The organism is Enterobacter sp. 186315, from assembly GCF_053290175.1.
In genome coordinates this window covers 60,074-76,516 of the sequence record NZ_JBPTTK010000005.1, presented here as the reverse complement: position 1 = coordinate 76,516, position 16,443 = coordinate 60,074, and the positions used below count along the sequence as shown (strand labels likewise).

At 55.8% G+C, this 16,443-nt stretch carries 15 protein-coding genes and 1 other RNA gene; 4 read left to right on the top strand and 12 right to left on the bottom strand.

Going from position 1 to position 16,443, the window contains the following annotated elements:
* Window positions 1-3: 3 nt before the first annotated feature.
* Genes ubiH through ACSVHP_RS07705 form a run of 3 tightly spaced genes read right to left on the bottom strand, consistent with a single transcriptional unit; the run spans window position 4 to window position 3,101 of the window.
* Window positions 4-1,182: a 2-octaprenyl-6-methoxyphenyl hydroxylase gene (ubiH, locus tag ACSVHP_RS07715; RefSeq protein ID WP_447551528.1), complete on the bottom strand. Its 1,179-nt coding sequence runs from the start codon at window positions 1,180-1,182 to the stop codon at window positions 4-6.
* Complete coding sequence (pepP, locus tag ACSVHP_RS07710; RefSeq protein ID WP_447551526.1) at window positions 1,179-2,498, bottom strand: Xaa-Pro aminopeptidase; 1,320 nt, start codon at window positions 2,496-2,498, stop codon at window positions 1,179-1,181. Before pepP ends, ubiH begins: the two co-directional genes overlap by 4 nt.
* Window positions 2,499-2,522: 24 nt before the next feature.
* Complete coding sequence (locus ACSVHP_RS07705) at window positions 2,523-3,101, bottom strand: YecA/YgfB family protein (protein ID WP_234670757.1); 579 nt, start codon at window positions 3,099-3,101, stop codon at window positions 2,523-2,525.
* A gap of 167 nt (window positions 3,102-3,268) precedes the next feature.
* Between ACSVHP_RS07705 and zapA the strand changes: the two genes are divergently transcribed.
* The 3 genes from zapA (at window position 3,269) to ACSVHP_RS07690 (ending at window position 4,444) form a co-directional block, all read left to right on the top strand.
* The gene (zapA, locus tag ACSVHP_RS07700) at window positions 3,269-3,598 is read left to right on the top strand and encodes a cell division protein ZapA (protein ID WP_006811891.1); all 330 of its coding nucleotides are present in this window, start codon (window positions 3,269-3,271) and stop codon (window positions 3,596-3,598) included.
* A 41-nt stretch (window positions 3,599-3,639) separates the two neighbouring features.
* A non-coding RNA gene (gene ssrS, locus ACSVHP_RS07695) (6S RNA) lies at window positions 3,640-3,823 on the top strand.
* A gap of 24 nt (window positions 3,824-3,847) precedes the next feature.
* Window positions 3,848-4,444, top strand: a complete 597-nt coding sequence (locus ACSVHP_RS07690) for a 5-formyltetrahydrofolate cyclo-ligase (RefSeq protein WP_447551525.1) — start codon at window positions 3,848-3,850, stop codon at window positions 4,442-4,444.
* A 107-nt stretch (window positions 4,445-4,551) separates the two neighbouring features.
* On the opposite strand, the gene serA is transcribed toward ACSVHP_RS07690, so the two are convergent.
* Window positions 4,552-5,784: a phosphoglycerate dehydrogenase gene (gene serA / locus ACSVHP_RS07685; protein WP_234670752.1), complete on the bottom strand. Its 1,233-nt coding sequence runs from the start codon at window positions 5,782-5,784 to the stop codon at window positions 4,552-4,554.
* A gap of 267 nt (window positions 5,785-6,051) precedes the next feature.
* Complete coding sequence (gene rpiA / locus ACSVHP_RS07680) at window positions 6,052-6,711, bottom strand: ribose-5-phosphate isomerase RpiA (protein WP_181620687.1); 660 nt, start codon at window positions 6,709-6,711, stop codon at window positions 6,052-6,054.
* A gap of 127 nt (window positions 6,712-6,838) precedes the next feature.
* Between rpiA and argP the strand changes: the two genes are divergently transcribed.
* Entirely contained in the window at window positions 6,839-7,732 is an 894-nt protein-coding gene (gene argP, locus ACSVHP_RS07675) for a DNA-binding transcriptional regulator ArgP (protein WP_003860089.1), read from the top strand.
* 42 nt (window positions 7,733-7,774) lie between these two features.
* Here argP and ACSVHP_RS07670 read toward each other — a convergent pair whose 3' ends face one another.
* The 7 genes from ACSVHP_RS07670 to tkt form a co-directional block, all read right to left on the bottom strand.
* A complete protein-coding gene (locus ACSVHP_RS07670) occupies window positions 7,775-8,578 on the bottom strand; it encodes an oxidative stress defense protein (RefSeq protein WP_447551655.1) in 804 nt (267 codons plus the stop codon).
* 92 nt (window positions 8,579-8,670) lie between these two features.
* The gene (gene argO / locus ACSVHP_RS07665) at window positions 8,671-9,306 is read right to left on the bottom strand and encodes an arginine exporter ArgO (RefSeq protein WP_234670750.1); all 636 of its coding nucleotides are present in this window, start codon (window positions 9,304-9,306) and stop codon (window positions 8,671-8,673) included.
* 148 nt (window positions 9,307-9,454) lie between these two features.
* Complete coding sequence (gene mscS / locus ACSVHP_RS07660) at window positions 9,455-10,309, bottom strand: small-conductance mechanosensitive channel MscS (RefSeq protein WP_234670747.1); 855 nt, start codon at window positions 10,307-10,309, stop codon at window positions 9,455-9,457.
* 188 nt (window positions 10,310-10,497) lie between these two features.
* Complete coding sequence (gene fbaA, locus ACSVHP_RS07655) at window positions 10,498-11,577, bottom strand: class II fructose-bisphosphate aldolase (protein ID WP_234670745.1); 1,080 nt, start codon at window positions 11,575-11,577, stop codon at window positions 10,498-10,500.
* A gap of 89 nt (window positions 11,578-11,666) precedes the next feature.
* Complete coding sequence (gene pgk / locus ACSVHP_RS07650) at window positions 11,667-12,830, bottom strand: phosphoglycerate kinase (RefSeq protein WP_447551522.1); 1,164 nt, start codon at window positions 12,828-12,830, stop codon at window positions 11,667-11,669.
* Window positions 12,831-12,879: 49 nt separating this feature from the next.
* Complete coding sequence (epd, locus tag ACSVHP_RS07645) at window positions 12,880-13,899, bottom strand: erythrose-4-phosphate dehydrogenase (protein ID WP_447551520.1); 1,020 nt, start codon at window positions 13,897-13,899, stop codon at window positions 12,880-12,882.
* Window positions 13,900-14,224: 325 nt separating this feature from the next.
* Window positions 14,225-16,216, bottom strand: coding sequence for a transketolase (tkt, locus tag ACSVHP_RS07640; RefSeq protein ID WP_447551518.1), 1,992 nt, complete (start codon window positions 16,214-16,216; stop codon window positions 14,225-14,227).
* Between the last annotated feature and the right edge of the window lie 227 nt (window positions 16,217-16,443).

Genomic DNA, 16,443 nt, shown 5'->3' with positions numbered 1-16,443 from the left:
TCCTTAACGCGCGACCCAACCGAGGGTCCGCTGCGCCAGCACGTCGCGTGCCGGAATGAATAATTCCATCGCCATCAGCCCGAGGTTGCGCCCCGCAACCAGCGGCGCCCAGCGGTTGGCAAACAGATGCACTAAACCATCGGTCACGCCGATGGTCGCCGCTTTATCGGCCTGACGGCGCGTCTGGTAGTGGCTCAGTACAGAATACGCGCCGCAATCCTGCTGAGTGCTCCACGCCTGCGCCAGCGATTCCGCCAGGCTCATCACGTCGCGTAGCCCCAGATTAAAGCCCTGTCCGGCAATCGGGTGCAGGGTCTGCGCGGCATTGCCCACCAGCGCCACGCGATGGGAAATCACCTGCGAGGCGGTGGTTAACGACAGGGGATACGCCGCCCGTTTGCCCGCATGGGTGATACGCCCAAGCCGCCAGCCGAAGGCTTTTTGCAGCTCAGAACAAAAACGTTCATCAGACCAGCTTAGCACGTCCTCGGCTTTATCCTGCGGATGGCACCACACCAGCGAACTGCGCCCCTGGGACATCGGCAGCATCGCCAGCGGACCGTGCTGCGTGAATCGCTCAAACGCCCGACCGTTGTGGTCGCCCGCGGTAGAAACGTTGGCAATCACCGCAACCTGCCCGTAAGGATGAGCGCGCCACTGAATGCCGCACTGGCTGCCAATCGTGGAGCGCGAGCCGTCTGCGGCAACCAGAAGCTGCCCCTCCAGAGTTGTGCCGTCTTCCAGCGTGACGCTGACCGCCTCTTCGTTGCGGGTGAAGCTTGCCACCCGCGCCGGACAGTGCAGGGTCACGCCCGGCGCGTCCTGAAGCTGTCGGAACAGGCGCAGGCCGACGTCATGCAGCTCGACAACCTGCCCGAGCGCGTCGATGCGGTAATCGTGCGCGTCGAGGGTGACAAAACCCGCATGACCGCGATCGCTGACGTGCACGGTATTAATTGGCGTGGCGCGATCGGCAATCGCCTGCCAGATGCCAATGCGCGACAGCTGCTGGCAGGTGCCCTGTGCGAGCGCGATGGCGCGGGCATCAAAGCCGGGATGATCGGTGGCATTTGGCGCGACCGCTTCGATCAGATGAACCGGAAGCTGCCCACGGGTTAAATGCGAGATAGCCAGAGCAAGCGTGGCTCCGGTCATGCCGCCGCCAACGATGATCACGCTCATGCGCGTGCCGCTGCCATCAGCGCCTCGATATCGTCCGCGTTTTTCACGACGCTCGCGGTCAGGTTTTCATTACCGGTTTCGGTAATCACGATGTCGTCTTCGATACGAATGCCGATCCCGCGATACTCCTCCGGCACGTCCGCATCCGGCGCGATATAGAGCCCCGGCTCCACGGTCAGGACCATCCCCGGCTCCAGCGGACGTGAACGATCCGGGCCATAAGCCCCGACGTCATGCACGTCCAGCCCCAGCCAGTGGCTCAGGCCATGCATAAAGAACGGACGATGCGCGTTTTCCGTAATCAGGGTATCGATATCCCCTTTCAGGATGCCCAGCTTCACCAGGCCGCTAATCATAATGCGCACCACCTCGCCGGTAACGTCCTGAATAGACGTGCCCGGACGGTAAAGCTTCAGCGAGGTTTCCAGTGATTCCAGCACGATGTCGTAAATCGCGCGCTGCGCGGGGGTGAATTTGCCGTTCACCGGGAAGGTACGGGTGATATCCCCCGCATAGCCCAGGTATTCACACCCGGCGTCGATCAGCACCAGATCGCCATCGCGCAGTTCACTTTCGTTTTCCGTGTAGTGGAGGATGCAGCCGTTCACGCCGCCGCCCACGATGGTGTTGTAGGAAGGATAGCGCGCGCCGTGACGGTTGAACTCGTGGTGAATTTCGCCTTCGAGCTGATACTCAAACATTCCGGGACGGCATTTTTCCATCGCGCGGGTATGCGCCAGCGCGCTGATCTCACCCGCGCGGCGCATCACCGCAAGCTCTTCTTCGGATTTGAACAGGCGCATTTCATGCACCACGGGACGCCAGTCGGTGAGGGTCGCCGGGGCGGTTAAATTCTGACGCGAGCCTTTGCGCAGCTTGTCGAGCGCGGTGAAGACGATCTCATCAGCGTAAGCGTATTCGCCCTGCGCGTGGTAGAGCACGTCCAGACCGTTGAGCAGCTGATACAGCTGCTGGTTGATTTCGCTAAACGCCAGGGCGCGGTCGACGCCGAGCTTTTCCGGCGCGGCCTCTTGCCCCAGGCGGCGACCAAACCAGATTTCGGCTGTGAGATCGCGCACGCGGTTGAAGATGACGCTGTGGTTGTGGGTGTCATTGCTCTTAATCAGCACCAGTACCGCTTCCGGCTCGTTAAAGCCGGTGAAGTACCAGAAATCGCTGCTTTGACGATAAGGATATTCGCTGTCGGCGCTGCGCGTGACTTCGGGCGCGGCGAAGATCAGCGCGGCGCTTCCTGGCTGCATCTGCTCCAGCAGCGCCTGACGACGGCGAGAATACTCAAGCGTAGAAATAACCATGACATCCCCTGTGCGTTGTTGTTTTTAATGTAAGGTCGGTTTTTGGACTTCCGGTGCGGTTGGCTGCGAGCGCGTGAAGGTGTCGTGGCACAGCAGTGCGGCAACACGGACGTACTCAATGATCTCTTCGAGGGACATCTCCAGCTCTTCCTGGTCTTCGTCCTCGTCGTAGCCAAGCTGCGCGATATTACGCAGATCGTCGATAGCTTCACCCGCTTCGCCGGTCACTTTATCCAGTTTAGGCTGTGATACGCCAAGCCCCAGCAGATAGTGGTTTACCCAACCCGCGAGCGCGTCGGCGCGATCGAACACGCTGACGTCATCGCCATCAGGCAGATAAAGCTGAAAAAGGAAGCCATCGTCTTCAAGCGAGTCGCTGGTCGCGGAGTGCATTTTACGCAGCGCTTCAGCAAGCTCGTGGCCAAAGGCCAGACCTTCGTTGGTCAGGTCGTGAACCAGCGGCTGCCATGAGCTGTCGCTGTTTCCGCCACACAGTATCCCACTGATCAGACCGTGCATTTCGGCAGGGGTTAATCCGACTCCCTGCTGGTTCAGGAACTGGCTGACTTCGGTGTAACCAGGCATTTCGTTCTGTATAGACATACGCATTCGTCATCAAAGGGAGGATATTCATGATATGCTACCACTTTGGACCCTGGTGATACCAGAAAAGGGCTTGTATCTTCACATCAGGGTAGCTATAGTGTCGCCCCTTCGCAGCCCCCGGGGCTGTAAGCGAAGGCAGCGCAGTCAATCAGCAGGAAGGTGGCATGTCTGCACAACCCGTCGATCTCCAGATTTTTGGCCGTTCACTGCGAGTGAATTGTCCACCTGAACAAAGGGATGCTTTGAATCAGGCTGCGGACGATTTGAATCAGCGGTTGCAAGATCTAAAAGAACGCACTAGAGTCACAAATACTGAGCAGTTGGTGTTTATCGCCGCGTTGAACATCAGCTATGAACTGACTCAGGAAAAAGCGAAGACCCGCGACTACGCGGCGAGCATGGAGCAACGTATTAAAATGCTCCAACAGACCATTGAACAGGCATTGCTTGATCAGGGTCGCAATCCCGAAAGACCGGGACCTAAGTTTGAATAACACTTCGCAGTTGACTATGGTAGAGTAACTGTGAAGACAAAATTTCTCTGAGATGTTCGCAAGCGGGCCAGTCCCCTGAGCCGATATTTCATACCACAAGAATGTGGCGCTCCATGGTTGGTGAGCATGCTCGGTTCGTCCGAGAAGCCTTAAAACTATGACGACACATTCACCTTGAACCAAGGGTTCAAGGGTTACAGCCTGCGGCGGCATCTCGGAGATTCCCTCTCTCTTCATCTACCAGCTACCATGACTCAATTTCCTGAAGTTTCTGCATCGCGACAAGAAATCCGTCAGTTAATCCGCAAACGCCGTCGCGCGTTAACCTCTGAACAGCAAACGCATTTCGCCCAACAGGCCGCTGCACGCATGATGGCCTATCCGCCCGTGGTGCTGGCCCACACTGTCGCGTTGTTTCTCTCGTTTGATGGCGAGCTTGATACCCAGCCGCTGATTGACCAACTCTGGCGTGCCGGAAAGCAGGTTTATCTCCCCGTTCTGCATCCCTTTAGCGAGGGCAATCTGTTGTTCCTGAACTACCATCCGCACAGCGAGCTGGTGGTAAATCGTCTGAAAATCACCGAGCCGAAACTCGACGTGCGCGACGTGCTTCCGCTTTCACAGCTGGATGTGCTGATCGCGCCGCTGGTGGCGTTTGATAATCAAGGCCAGCGCTTGGGCATGGGCGGCGGGTTTTATGACCGGACGCTGCAAAACTGGCAGCAGTACGGCGTGCAGCCGGTGGGCTATGCGCATGATTGTCAGCAGGTGGATATGCTGCCGGTGGAGAAATGGGATGTGCCGCTGCCTGCGGTGGTGACGCCGTCGAAGCTGTGGGAGTGGTGAAACAGGCGTGCAGCCTGATGCCCTCACCCCAGCCCTCTCCCACAGGGAGAGGGTGAAAACATAAAAAACGGTAACTACCGTTACCGTTTTGCATCTACCTCGCACAATCAGTACAGCAGACGCGCGCGAATCGTTCCTGGAATGGCCTTCATGCTTTGCAGCGCTTTCTCGGCAACCTCTTCCGTCGCTTCGATATCAATCACCACGTAACCCATCTGCGAGTTCGTTTGCAGATACTGCGCGGCAATGTTGACGCCCTGCTCGGCAAAAATCTGGTTAATGGCGGTCAGCACGCCCGGACGGTTTTCGTGGATGTGCAGCAGACGACGGCCACCGTGCAGCGGCAGAGAGACTTCCGGGAAGTTAACCGCAGAGAGCGTCGAGCCGTTGTCGGAATACTTGCTCAGTTTGCCCGCCACTTCCAGACCGATGTTCTCCTGCGCTTCCTGCGTTGAGCCGCCGATGTGCGGCGTCAGGATCACGTTGTCGAACTCGCACAGCGGAGAGGTGAACGGATCGCTGTTGGTTGCAGGCTCCGTCGGGAATACGTCGATGGCCGCGCCCGCCAGATGCTTACGCTTGAGCGCATCGCACAGCGCCGGAATGTCGACAACCGTACCGCGCGCGGCGTTGATCAGCAGTGAACCCGGCTTCATCAGCGCCAGCTCTTCTGCACCCATCATGTTTTTGGTAGAGGCATTTTCCGGCACGTGCAGGCTCACTACGTCGCTCATGTTCAGCAGGTCAGACAAATGCTGAACCTGCGTCGCATTACCCAGCGGCAGCTTGCTTTCAATATCGTAGAAGAAGACGTGCATCCCGAGAGATTCAGCCAGAATACCGAGCTGTGTGCCGATATGACCGTAGCCGATAATCCCCAGCTTTTTGCCGCGCGCTTCGAAAGAGCCAGAGGCGAGCTTGTTCCACACGCCGCGGTGCGCTTTGGCGTTGGCTTCTGGAATACCGCGGAGCAGAAGCAGCAGTTCGCCGATCACCAGCTCCGCTACGGAACGGGTGTTAGAGAACGGGGCGTTAAAGACAGGAATACCGCGTTTCGCCGCCGCATTCAGATCAACCTGGTTGGTGCCGATGCAGAAACAGCCAATCGCAACCAGCTTTTCTGCCGCAGCGATAACCTCTTCAGTCAGGTGAGTACGGGATCGCAGGCCAATGAAGTGGGCATCACGGATGGACGCTTTCAGCTCTTCAGTATCCAGCGCGCCTTTATGAAATTCGATGTTGGTGTACCCTGCCGCACGAAGGCTATCGAGCGCTTTCTGATGCACGCCTTCGACCAGCAGGAATTTAATCTTGTCTTTCTCCAGTGATACCTTTGCCATTTACCCGACCCTGTTTTTTGTCTGAACTGATGTTGTGCTGGATGTAAATCCGCTCCCGTCAACATATCAAAAAAAACTATTGCGGCAATATGAACGTTTGCGTCGGCACTCTGAAGAAAAGTCATACAGAGCGAAATGGCAGAGGAATATGCTGCGTAAAATTACGAAAGCGGCAGGATCGGCAAATGAGGCGCAAAAGCGTGACACAAGTCACCGAATTTGGCATTTCAAAATATTTTTAGCGGGGGGAGAGCTCCCCCCGTCAGATCATTTTACGATGGTTTTCACGCCGTCGGCGGTGCCAATCAGCGCCACATCCGCGCCACGGTTGGCGAATAACCCTACGGTGACTACGCCCGGAATGGCGTTAATCGCATTTTCCATCGCCACCGCGTCCAGAATCTCCAGGCCGTGTACGTCGAGGATCACGTTACCGTTATCGGTCACCACGCCCTGACGATATTCAGGACGACCGCCCAGCTTCACCAGCTGACGAGCAACGGCGCTGCGCGCCATAGGGATCACTTCCACCGGCAGCGGGAAATTACCCAGAATATCAACCTGCTTGGACGCATCCGCGATACAGATGAACTTGTCCGCAACGGAGGCGATGATCTTCTCACGCGTCAGCGCCGCGCCGCCGCCTTTGATCATCTGCATATGGCCGTTGATTTCATCCGCGCCGTCCACGTAAATCCCCAGGCGATCGACTTCGTTAAGATCGAAAACGGTAATGCCGAGGCTTTTCAGCTTTTCCGTGGAGGCATCAGAGCTGGAAACCGCGCCCTCGATCTGTCCTTTCATCGTGCCCAGTGCATCAATAAAGTGTGCCGCTGTCGAACCGGTACCTACACCAACAATGGTTCCCGGTTGCACGTACTGGAGAGCGGCCCATCCTACTGCTTTTTTCAGTTCATCCTGCGTCATGATCGTTTTGCCTGTGGTGTGAAAACTCAGGCGGCATTATAGAACACGCGAGGTGGAATTCGTCTGCCACGAAGGGAAAATTGTGTCATAGTGCAGATTAAGCAAAATTTAGGAGCCAGCCAGAGCAATGAAACGTCCGGACTACAGAACACTACAGGCACTTGATGCGGTTATTCGTGAACGAGGTTTTGAGCGCGCGGCGCAGAAGCTGTGCATTACTCAATCCGCGGTTTCACAGCGTATCAAACAGCTTGAAAACATGTTCGGGCAGCCGCTGCTGGTGCGTACCGTGCCGCCTCGTCCAACGGAGCAAGGCCAGAAGCTGCTCGCACTGCTGCGCCAGGTGGAGCTACTGGAAGATGAGTGGCTGGGCGATGAACAGACCGGCTCCACGCCGCTGCTGCTGTCGCTTGCGGTAAACGCCGACAGTCTGGCAACCTGGCTGTTACCGGCCCTTGCGCCAGTGCTGGCCGACTCCCCTATCCGTCTGAATTTACAGGTTGAAGATGAAACCCGCACCCAGGAGCGTCTGCGCCGTGGCGAAGTGGTTGGGGCGGTAAGTATCCAGCCTCAGGCGCTGCCAAGCTGCCTGGTAGATCAGCTGGGCGCGCTTGATTACCTGTTTGTCGGTTCAAAAGCCTTCGCCGAGCGCTACTTCCCGAACGGCGTAACCCGCGCCGCGCTGCTGAAAGCCCCTGCCGTAGCGTTCGATCATCTGGACGATATGCATCAGGCCTTTTTACAGCAAAACTTCGACCTGCCGCCGGGCAGCGTGCCGTGCCATATCGTGAACTCGTCGGAAGCCTTCGTGCAGCTCGCGCGTCAGGGCACCACCTGCTGCATGATCCCGCATCTGCAAATTGAGAAAGAGTTGAAAAGCGGCGAGCTGATTGATTTAACGCCGGGGCTGTATCAGCGTCGGATGCTCTACTGGCATCGCTTTGCGCCGGAAAGCCGCATGATGCGCAACGTCACCGACGCGCTGCTGGCGTTTGGTCATAAGGTGTTGAGACAGGACTAAGAAAAAAGCCGGGTGGCGAATCCGCCCTACCCGGCCTGAAGGTTATTGCGCAGGTTTAGGCTCTTCTGCTGGCGCAGGCTTTGGCTGTTCCGGAGCCGGTTTAGGCTGTTCGGCCGCTGCCGGTTTCGGCTGCTCTGCCGTTGTAGGTTCCAGCTGGAACACCACATCCACCTGATCGTCGAACTGAATCGTCGGCTGCTCGTAAGTTTCCTGAGCAGAAACCGGTGCAGCGTCGGCCTTCATCATCCGCACCATCGGGCTTGGCTGGTAGTTAGAGACATGGTAGCGCACGCTATATACCGGGCCGAGCTTGCTCTTAAAGCCAGACGCCAGCTGCTCTGCCTGATGGATCGCATCATCAATAGCCGCTTTACGCGCTTCGTCTTTGTACTTCTCCGGTTGCGCAACGCCCAGTGAGACAGAACGGATTTCGTTCAGACCCGCCTTCAGCGCGCCATCCAGCAGAGAGTTAAGCTTATCAAGCTGGCGCAGCGTCACTTCCACGGTACGTACCGCACGGTAGCCTTTCAGAATGCTTTTGCCGTTCTGATAGTCGTAATCCGGCTGAGTGCGCAGGTTCGCAGAGTTGATATCCTTTTTCGCTATGCCGTTTTGTTCGAGGAAAGAGAGATATTGCGCAACACGATTGTCTGCCTGCTTCTTGGCAGAGGCGGCGTCTTTTGCAGCCACGTTGACTTCGATTGCGAGGGTTGCCACATCCGGTACGGCGTCTACGCTGGCCGTACCTGAGGTCACAATGTGCGGGCCAGCAGGCAATTCATTTGCCTGAGCGGACACCCCACCAAAACTTACTAATGCCGCCAGGGCCATCACTTTAAACTTCACTGTCATTCCTCCATGTTGCGAAGAGTGCCCCATCAACAGGGCGCATGGCAGCAAGCTTAGCGCGTCCTGCACAATTGTCCATAAGACAAGGCTTAGTTGAGCAAACCCTGTACGTGGGAAATGCCGTCTTTCGCGAGCTGGAAAGCAATAAACCACATCACCAGGCCGACCAGCGTATTAATGATGCGCTGCGCTTTCGCGGTTCGCAAACGCGGGGCCAGCCAGGCCGCCAGAATGGCTAACCCGAAGAACCACAGGAAGGAGGCGCTCACCGTCCCCAGCGCGAACCAGCGTTTCGGCTCGACGTCCAGCTGTCCGCCAAGGCTGCCCAGCACCACGAAGGTATCAAGATACACGTGCGGGTTAAGCCAGGTAACCGCCAGCATGGTGACGATAATCTTCCAGCGCCCCTGCTTCATCACCTCGGCGCTCGCCAGCTCAATATTGCTGCTCATCGCCGTTTTCAGTGCGCCAAAGCCATACCAGAGCAGGAACGCCACGCCGCCCCAGGTCACCAGCGCCAGCAGCCACGGGGACTGCATCAGCAGCGCGCTGCCGCCGAATATTCCGGCGCAAATAAGCAGTAAATCGCTGACCGCGCACAGCAGCGCAATCATCAGATGATACTGGCGGCGAATGCCCTGATTCATAACAAACGCGTTCTGCGGGCCGAGGGGAAGGATCATGGCCGCGCCTAGGGCAAGACCTTGAAAATAATAGGATAACATCACGTCACTCTCACAAAATTGTCCTGGGCGCTGACTATACTGCGGGAACGACATTAGAGGAAATGGATAATTTTAATTGGGGATTAGCAATACTTATAAAAACAAAGCCCGGTGGCGCTAGCGCTTACCGGGCCTACGTGAAAGCAAATTATTCGGCTGCTTTCTCGCGCTTGAGATTTACGTCCATCTGCGGATACGGGAAGCTGATGCCGTTCGCGTCGAACTCACGCTTGATGCGCTCCAGCACGTCCCAGTAAACGTTTTGCAGGTCGCCGCTTTTACTCCAGATGCGCACCACAAAGTTAATGGACGACGCGCCAAGCTCGTTCAGGCGTACGGTCATTTCGCGATCTTTAAGGATACGCTCGTCGGACTGAATAATGTCGGTGATCAGCTTTTTAACCAGCTCGGTATCGGAATCATAACCGACGCCAATAATCAGCTCGTTACGACGCACCGGCTCGCGGGAAAAGTTAGTGATATTGCCGTCGATGACCTTTTTGTTAGGCACAATAACAATTTTGCCGTCCGCTGAGCGCAGCGTGGTGGAGAAAATCTGCACGTTAAGAACCGTACCGGCGGTACCGCCCAAATCAACGTATTCACCCGCGCGGAAAGGACGGAACGTGACCAGCAGTACGCCAGCCGCAAGGTTTGCCAGCGAACCCTGGAGCGCCAGACCCACGGCCAGACCGGCGGCACCGAGTACCGCGATCACCGAGGCGGTCTGCACGCCTACGCGACCCAGCGCCGCAATCAGGGTGAAGGCAATGATCCCGTAGCGTACCAGCGCTGAAAGAAAATCGGCCACCGTCGCATCAATATGACGGGAGAGCATGACGCGGTTGATGCCTCTGGATACGGTACGGGCAACAATCATACCCACTACGATGATCGCGATTGCTGCGGCAATATTCACTGCATAGCTAATCAGCAATGCCTGGTTGCGAACCAGCCAGTTACCCGCGTTATTAATGCCATCTACTACACCAAGATCTTCCATTCATCCTTCCTTATGCAAAACCAAAACACAAAAATCCATCCCCTGTGGAGACAGGCAGGTCAGTAAAGGGTAAACAAAAAGTGCCGATATTGCCAAAGAGATCACATTCTCTGGAGAGAACAGCTGATTGAAAAACCATAAAAAAAGGCCCGCATTTGCGGGCCTTATGATGCTGTCAGCAGCTCAAATTACAGAACGTCAACCGCGTTCAGCTCTTTGAATGCCTGCTCCAGACGAGTCACCATGGAAGTCTGCGCTGCGCGCAGCCATACGCGTGGATCGTAGTATTTCTTGTTCGGCTGGTCTTCGCCTTTCGGGTTGCCCAGCTGGCCTTGCAGGTAAGCTTCATTGGTTTTGTAGTATTGCAGGATACCGTCCCAGGTCGCCCATTGGGTGTCGGTATCGATGTTCATTTTCACTACGCCGTAGCTTACGGAGTCTTTGATTTCCTGAGCAGAAGAACCGGAACCGCCGTGGAAGACGAAGTTCAGGCTGTTGTGCGGCAGGTTGTGTTTCTTGGAAACGTATTCCTGAGAATCACGCAGGATAGTTGGGGTCAGAACCACGTTACCTGGTTTGTAAACGCCGTGTACGTTACCGAAGGACGCTGCAATGGTGAAGCGTGGGCTAATTTTGCTCAGCTCGGTGTAAGCGTAATCAACGTCTTCTGGCTGGGTGTACAGTGCAGAAGCGTCCATGTGGCTGTTGTCCACGCCGTCTTCTTCACCGCCGGTGCAACCCAGTTCGATTTCCAGGGTCATGTCCATTTTGGCCATGCGCGCCAGGTATTTAGAGCAGATTTCGATGTTTTCGTGCAGTGACTCTTCAGACAGGTCGATCATGTGAGAAGAGAACAGTGGCTTACCGGTTGCCGCGAAGTGTTTTTCACCCGCGTCCAGCAGACCGTCGATCCACGGCAGCAGTTTCTTCGCGCAGTGGTCAGTGTGCAGGATAACTGGAACACCGTAGTGTTCAGCCATCTGGTGTACGTGGTGCGCACCAGAGATAGCACCCAGGATTGCAGCACCCTGAGGAACGTCGGTTTTCACGCCTTTACCCGCGATGAACGCAGCGCCGCCGTTGGAGAACTGTACGATGACCGGAGCTTTAACTTTTGCAGCGGTTTCCAGTACGGCGTTAATGGAGTCAGTACCCACGCAGTTTACTGCTGGCAGGGCAAAGTTGTTCTCTTTAGCTACCTGGAACACTTTCTGAACGTCATCACCAGTGATCACGCCAGGTTTTACGAAATCAAAAATTTTAGACATGTTACGAGTCCTGTATCTTCGGCCTTGGAAAGGGGTGCGTGCCCTAAAGCGCGCTGAAAATTGGGCAGGTTACCCTGCCCTTAAATGGCTTACTTCTTAGCGCGCTCTTCGAGCATTGCTACTGCTGGCAGAACTTTGCCTTCCACGAATTCGAGGAACGCGCCGCCACCAGTGGAGATGTAGGAGATTTTGTCAGCGATACCGAACAGGTCGATAGCTGCCAGGGTGTCGCCGCCGCCTGCGATAGAGAATGCTTCGCTGTCTGCGATGGCGTTAGCAACGATTTCAGTACCTTTACGGAAGTTCGGGAATTCGAACACGCCAACCGGACCGTTCCACAGAATGGTTTTCGCATTCTTCAGGATGCCAGCCAGTTTCTCGGCAGACACGTCGCCCAGGTCCAGAATCTGCTCTTCATCTTTGATGTCGTTTACAGATTTCAGGGTTGCAGTGGCGGTTTCAGAGAACTCGGTTGCAACGCGAACGTCAGTTGGAACAGGGATATCGCAGGTGCTCAGCAGGCGCTTAGCTTCGTCAACCAGGTCTGCTTCGTACAGGGATTTACCCACGTTGTGGCCTTGAGCAGCAACGAAGGTGTTCGCGATACCACCGCCAACGATCAGCTGGTCAGCGATTTTAGACAGGGAATCCAGAACGGTCAGTTTGGTAGACACTTTAGAACCGCCAACGATAGCGACCATTGGACGTGCTGGTTCTTTCAGTGCTTTACCCAGTGCTTCCAGTTCGTCAGCCAGCAGAGGACCTGCACAAGCGACGTCTGCGAATTTACCGATACCATGGGTAGACGCCTGAGCACGGTGAGCCGTACCGAACGCATCCATTACGAACACGTCACACAGCGCAGCGTATTTTTTGGACAGGGTTTCGTCGTCTTTCTTTTCGCCTTTGTTGAAGCGAACGTTTTCCAGAACAACCAGCTCACCTTCAGCAACGTCAACGCCGTCGAGGTAATCTTTGACCAGGCGAACCGGGTTAGACAGTTTGTCTTTCAGGTAATTAACAACCGGCAGCAGAGAGAACTCTTCGTTGTATTCGCCTTCAGTCGGACGACCCAGGTGGGAGGTGACCATCACTTTTGCACCTTGCTTCAGCGCCAGTTCGATGGTTGGCAGGGAAGCACGGATACGTGCGTCGCTGGTCACTTTGCCATCTTTAACTGGTACGTTCAGATCGGCACGGATGAAAACGCGTTTACCAGCCAGATCCAGATCGGTCATCTTAATTACAGACATGGTGAATCCTCTCGTTGATTCTAAAAGTTTTGCAAGCGCAACATGCGCTCTACCTGAAACCTTTCGCGGCCATTGCTAACGTCGTGTCGATCATTCGGTTAGCAAAGCCCCATTCGTTATCACACCAGACCAGCGTCTTGATAAGGTGTGCGCCACTGACGCGCGTTTGTGTGCCATCAACAATGGCGCTGTGCGGGTCGTGGTTAAAATCCACTGAGACCAACGGTAATTCCGTATAGTCAACTATACCATGAAATGCACCCTGTGCCGCTTTTTGCAGCAACAGGTTGACTTCACAGGCTTTTACCGGTTTTTTCACCGTCACGCTAAGATCGATTGCGGTGACGTTGATGGTCGGTACGCGAACCGCAATGGCCTCAAAACGGTCGTTAAACTGGGGGAAAATTCGGGTGATCCCCGCAGCCAGTTTAGTATCAACCGGGATTATGGACTGGCTCGCTGCGCGAGTGCGTCGTAAATCAGGATGATACGCGTCGATAACCTGCTGATCGTGCATGGCGGAGTGAATCGTGGTCACGGTGCCTGATTCAATGCCGTACGCATCGTCTAGCAGTTTAATGACCGGAATAATGCAGTTGGTGGTGCAGGAGGCGTTGGAGACAATGCGGTGTTCGGCCTGTAGCTCGTGCTGGTTTACGCCGAAGACGATGGTTGCGTCGAGATCGTTACTGCCGGGATGGGAGAAGAGGACCTTTTTCGCCCCCGCTACCAGATGCGCTTCACCGTGTTCACGGTTGCCGTACACGCCGGTACAGTCGAGCACCACATCCACACCCAGTTCACGCCACGGTAGCGCCTCGATGGTGCGCTCATGCAGTACGCGAATCACATCGTCGCCGACGAAGAGCTGATCTCTTTCCTGGCGAACGTCCCAGGCAAAGCGGCCATGGCTGGTGTCATATTTCAATAAATGCGCCATGCCCGTAGCATCCGCCAGTTCATTGATTGCCACCACGGTGATTTCCGCACGACGCCCGGATTCATATAAAGCACGAACCACGTTGCGCCCGATGCGACCGAAGCCATTAATCGCTACGCGTACGGTCATAGATCTCCTGCAAAGCTATCCCTGGGTTTGAGGTGGCTGAAAGAGTAATCCAGCTACGCCCGAAGGGGAATCCTTGCTGTCACAAACTGCGATTGATTGGTCAATTGTCGAACATTTAATCGACTGAAACGCTTCAGCAAGAATAAGCGAATCGGTGAATAAAAGGAATGTCTGTCCAGATGAATAAGCTAGCTATATGACTTGCGTCACATTTTGGATGGAATAATGCCGACAAAAAAGCCGGGTGACGCGCTAGCGCTTACCCGGCCTACTTTCGTGCCATTTGTAGGCCCGGTAAGCGTAGCGCCACCGGGCAAAACAGCAATTACAGCAGTTCTTTCGCTTTCGCGACAACGTTCTCAACGGTGAAGCCGAACTCTTCGAACAGCAGCTCTGCCGGAGCAGATTCACCGAAGGTGGTCATGCCGACGATGGCGCCGTTCAGGCCCACGTATTTGAACCAGTAGTCAGCGATACCCGCTTCCACCGCCACGCGAGCGGAAACCGCTTTAGGCAGTACGGATTCACGGTAAGCCGCGTCCTGCTTGTCGAACGCATCGGTAGACGGCATGGACACCACGCGCGCCTTCACGCCTTCTGCGGTCAGTTTTTCCCATGCAGCAACGGCCAGTTCAACTTCGGAACCGGTCGCAATGAAGATGAGTTCCGGCTGGCCCGCGCAGTCTTTCAGCACGTAACCACCGCGAGCGATGTTTGCCAGCTGCTCTTCAGTACGCTCCTGCTGTGCCAGGTTCTGACGGGAGAGGATCAGCGCGGTCGGGCCGTCGTGACGCTCAACGCCGTATTTCCACGCTACCGCGGATTCAACCTGGTCACACGGACGCCATGTGCTCATGTTTGGCGTAACGCGCAGAGATGCCACCTGCTCAACCGGCTGGTGAGTCGGGCCATCTTCGCCCAGACCGATGGAGTCGTGGGTGTAGACCATCACCTGACGCTGTTTCATCAGCGCAGCCATACGCACGGCGTTGCGCGCGTACTCAACGAACATTAGGAAGGTAGAGGTGTACGGCAGGAAACCACCGTGCAGCGCGATACCGTTCGCGATAGCCGTCATACCAAATTCACGTACACCGTAATGGATGTAGTTACCGGCAGCATCTTCGTTGATTGGCTTAGAACCAGACCACAGGGTCAGGTTAGATGGCGCCAGGTCAGCGGAGCCGCCGAGGAATTCTGGCAGCAGAGGACCAAAGGCTTCGATCGCATTCTGGGACGCTTTACGGCTGGCGATTTTGGATGGGTTCGCTTGCAGTTTGGCGATGAATTCGTTCGCTTTCGCGTCGAAGTCAGACGGCATGTCGCCCTTCATACGACGGGTAAATTCAGCGGCTTCCTGCGGGAAGGCTTTCGCGTAAGCGGCAAACTTCTCGTTCCACGCAGACTCTTTCGCCTGGCCCACTTCTTTTGCATCCCACTGGGCATAGATTTCAGATGGGATTTCGAATGCAGGGTATTTCCAGCCAAGCTGCTCGCGAGTCAGCGCGATTTCCGCGTCGCCCAGCGGCGCACCGTGGGAGTCGTGTGTACCCGCTTTGTTTGGCGAGCCGAAACCGATGATGGTTTTGCACATCAGCAGGGACGGTTTGTCAGTGACGGAACGCGCTTCTTCTACTGCACGTTTAATCGAGTCAGCATCGTGGCCATCAACGCCGCGCACAACGTGCCAGCCGTAGGCTTCGAAACGCGCTGCGGTATCGTCGGTGAACCAGCCTTCAACGTGACCGTCAATGGAGATGCCGTTGTCGTCATAGAACGCAACCAGTTTGCCCAGCTTCAGGGTACCTGCCAGGGAGCACACTTCGTGAGAAATGCCTTCCATCATGCAGCCGTCGCCCATGAACGCATAGGTGAAGTGGTCAACGATGTCGTGACCCGGACGGTTGAACTGCGCAGCCAGCGTTTTTTCTGCAATCGCGAAACCAACGGCGTTAGCAATACCCTGACCCAGCGGGCCGGTGGTGGTTTCAACGCCCGCGGTGTAACCCACTTCCGGGTGACCTGGCGTTTTAGAGTGCAGCTGACGGAAGTTTTTCAGTTCTTCGATTGGCAGGTCGTAGCCAGTGAGGTGCAGCAGGCTGTAGATCAGCATAGAGCCGTGGCCGTTAGACAGGACGAAACGGTCGCGGTCAGCCCATGATGGGTTCTGCGGGTTGTGGTTCAGGAAATCACGCCACAGGACTTCGGCAATGTCAGCCATGCCCATAGGGGCGCCCGGGTGACCGGATTTGGCTTTCTGTACTGCGTCCATGCTCAGCGCACGAATAGCATTAGCAAGCTCTTTACGTGAGGACATTTTAACTCCAGATCGGACTGTTAAAGGCCATGCCCTTGACGACAGCGCGTTTTGGGCTACGCCGGAAAAAAGTGCCAACAATGTAACCCAAGCGACAAAGCATGTACATGGACCATTCTTTTGCCGCTTAAGAAATCTCTGGATCATGCTCGCAGGTTGCGCAATCTACTCGCCCGGCCTCGTGCATATTCCTTATACTTAGCCGACGCCGCCCCCTGAGCGGTGCA

What these genes read in the sequence shown, in the direction of transcription:
- fbaA (WP_234670745.1), bottom strand. Translation starts at nt 11,577, where the DNA reads ATGTCTAAAATTTTTGATTTCGTAAAACCTGGCGTGATCACTGGTGAT.
- ACSVHP_RS07690 (WP_447551525.1), top strand. Translation starts at nt 3,848, where the DNA reads ATGACTCAATTTCCTGAAGTTTCTGCATCGCGACAAGAAATCCGTCAG.
- tkt (WP_447551518.1), bottom strand. Translation starts at nt 16,216, where the DNA reads ATGTCCTCACGTAAAGAGCTTGCTAATGCTATTCGTGCGCTGAGCATG.
- pepP (WP_447551526.1), bottom strand. Translation starts at nt 2,498, where the DNA reads ATGGTTATTTCTACGCTTGAGTATTCTCGCCGTCGTCAGGCGCTGCTG.
- argO (WP_234670750.1), bottom strand. Translation starts at nt 9,306, where the DNA reads ATGTTATCCTATTATTTTCAAGGTCTTGCCCTAGGCGCGGCCATGATC.
- ACSVHP_RS07705 (WP_234670757.1), bottom strand. Translation starts at nt 3,101, where the DNA reads ATGTCTATACAGAACGAAATGCCTGGTTACACCGAAGTCAGCCAGTTC.
- pgk (WP_447551522.1), bottom strand. Translation starts at nt 12,830, where the DNA reads ATGTCTGTAATTAAGATGACCGATCTGGATCTGGCTGGTAAACGCGTT.
- epd (WP_447551520.1), bottom strand. Translation starts at nt 13,899, where the DNA reads ATGACCGTACGCGTAGCGATTAATGGCTTCGGTCGCATCGGGCGCAAC.
- argP (WP_003860089.1), top strand. Translation starts at nt 6,839, where the DNA reads ATGAAACGTCCGGACTACAGAACACTACAGGCACTTGATGCGGTTATT.
- zapA (WP_006811891.1), top strand. Translation starts at nt 3,269, where the DNA reads ATGTCTGCACAACCCGTCGATCTCCAGATTTTTGGCCGTTCACTGCGA.
- mscS (WP_234670747.1), bottom strand. Translation starts at nt 10,309, where the DNA reads ATGGAAGATCTTGGTGTAGTAGATGGCATTAATAACGCGGGTAACTGG.
- serA (WP_234670752.1), bottom strand. Translation starts at nt 5,784, where the DNA reads ATGGCAAAGGTATCACTGGAGAAAGACAAGATTAAATTCCTGCTGGTC.
- ubiH (WP_447551528.1), bottom strand. Translation starts at nt 1,182, where the DNA reads ATGAGCGTGATCATCGTTGGCGGCGGCATGACCGGAGCCACGCTTGCT.
- rpiA (WP_181620687.1), bottom strand. Translation starts at nt 6,711, where the DNA reads ATGACGCAGGATGAACTGAAAAAAGCAGTAGGATGGGCCGCTCTCCAG.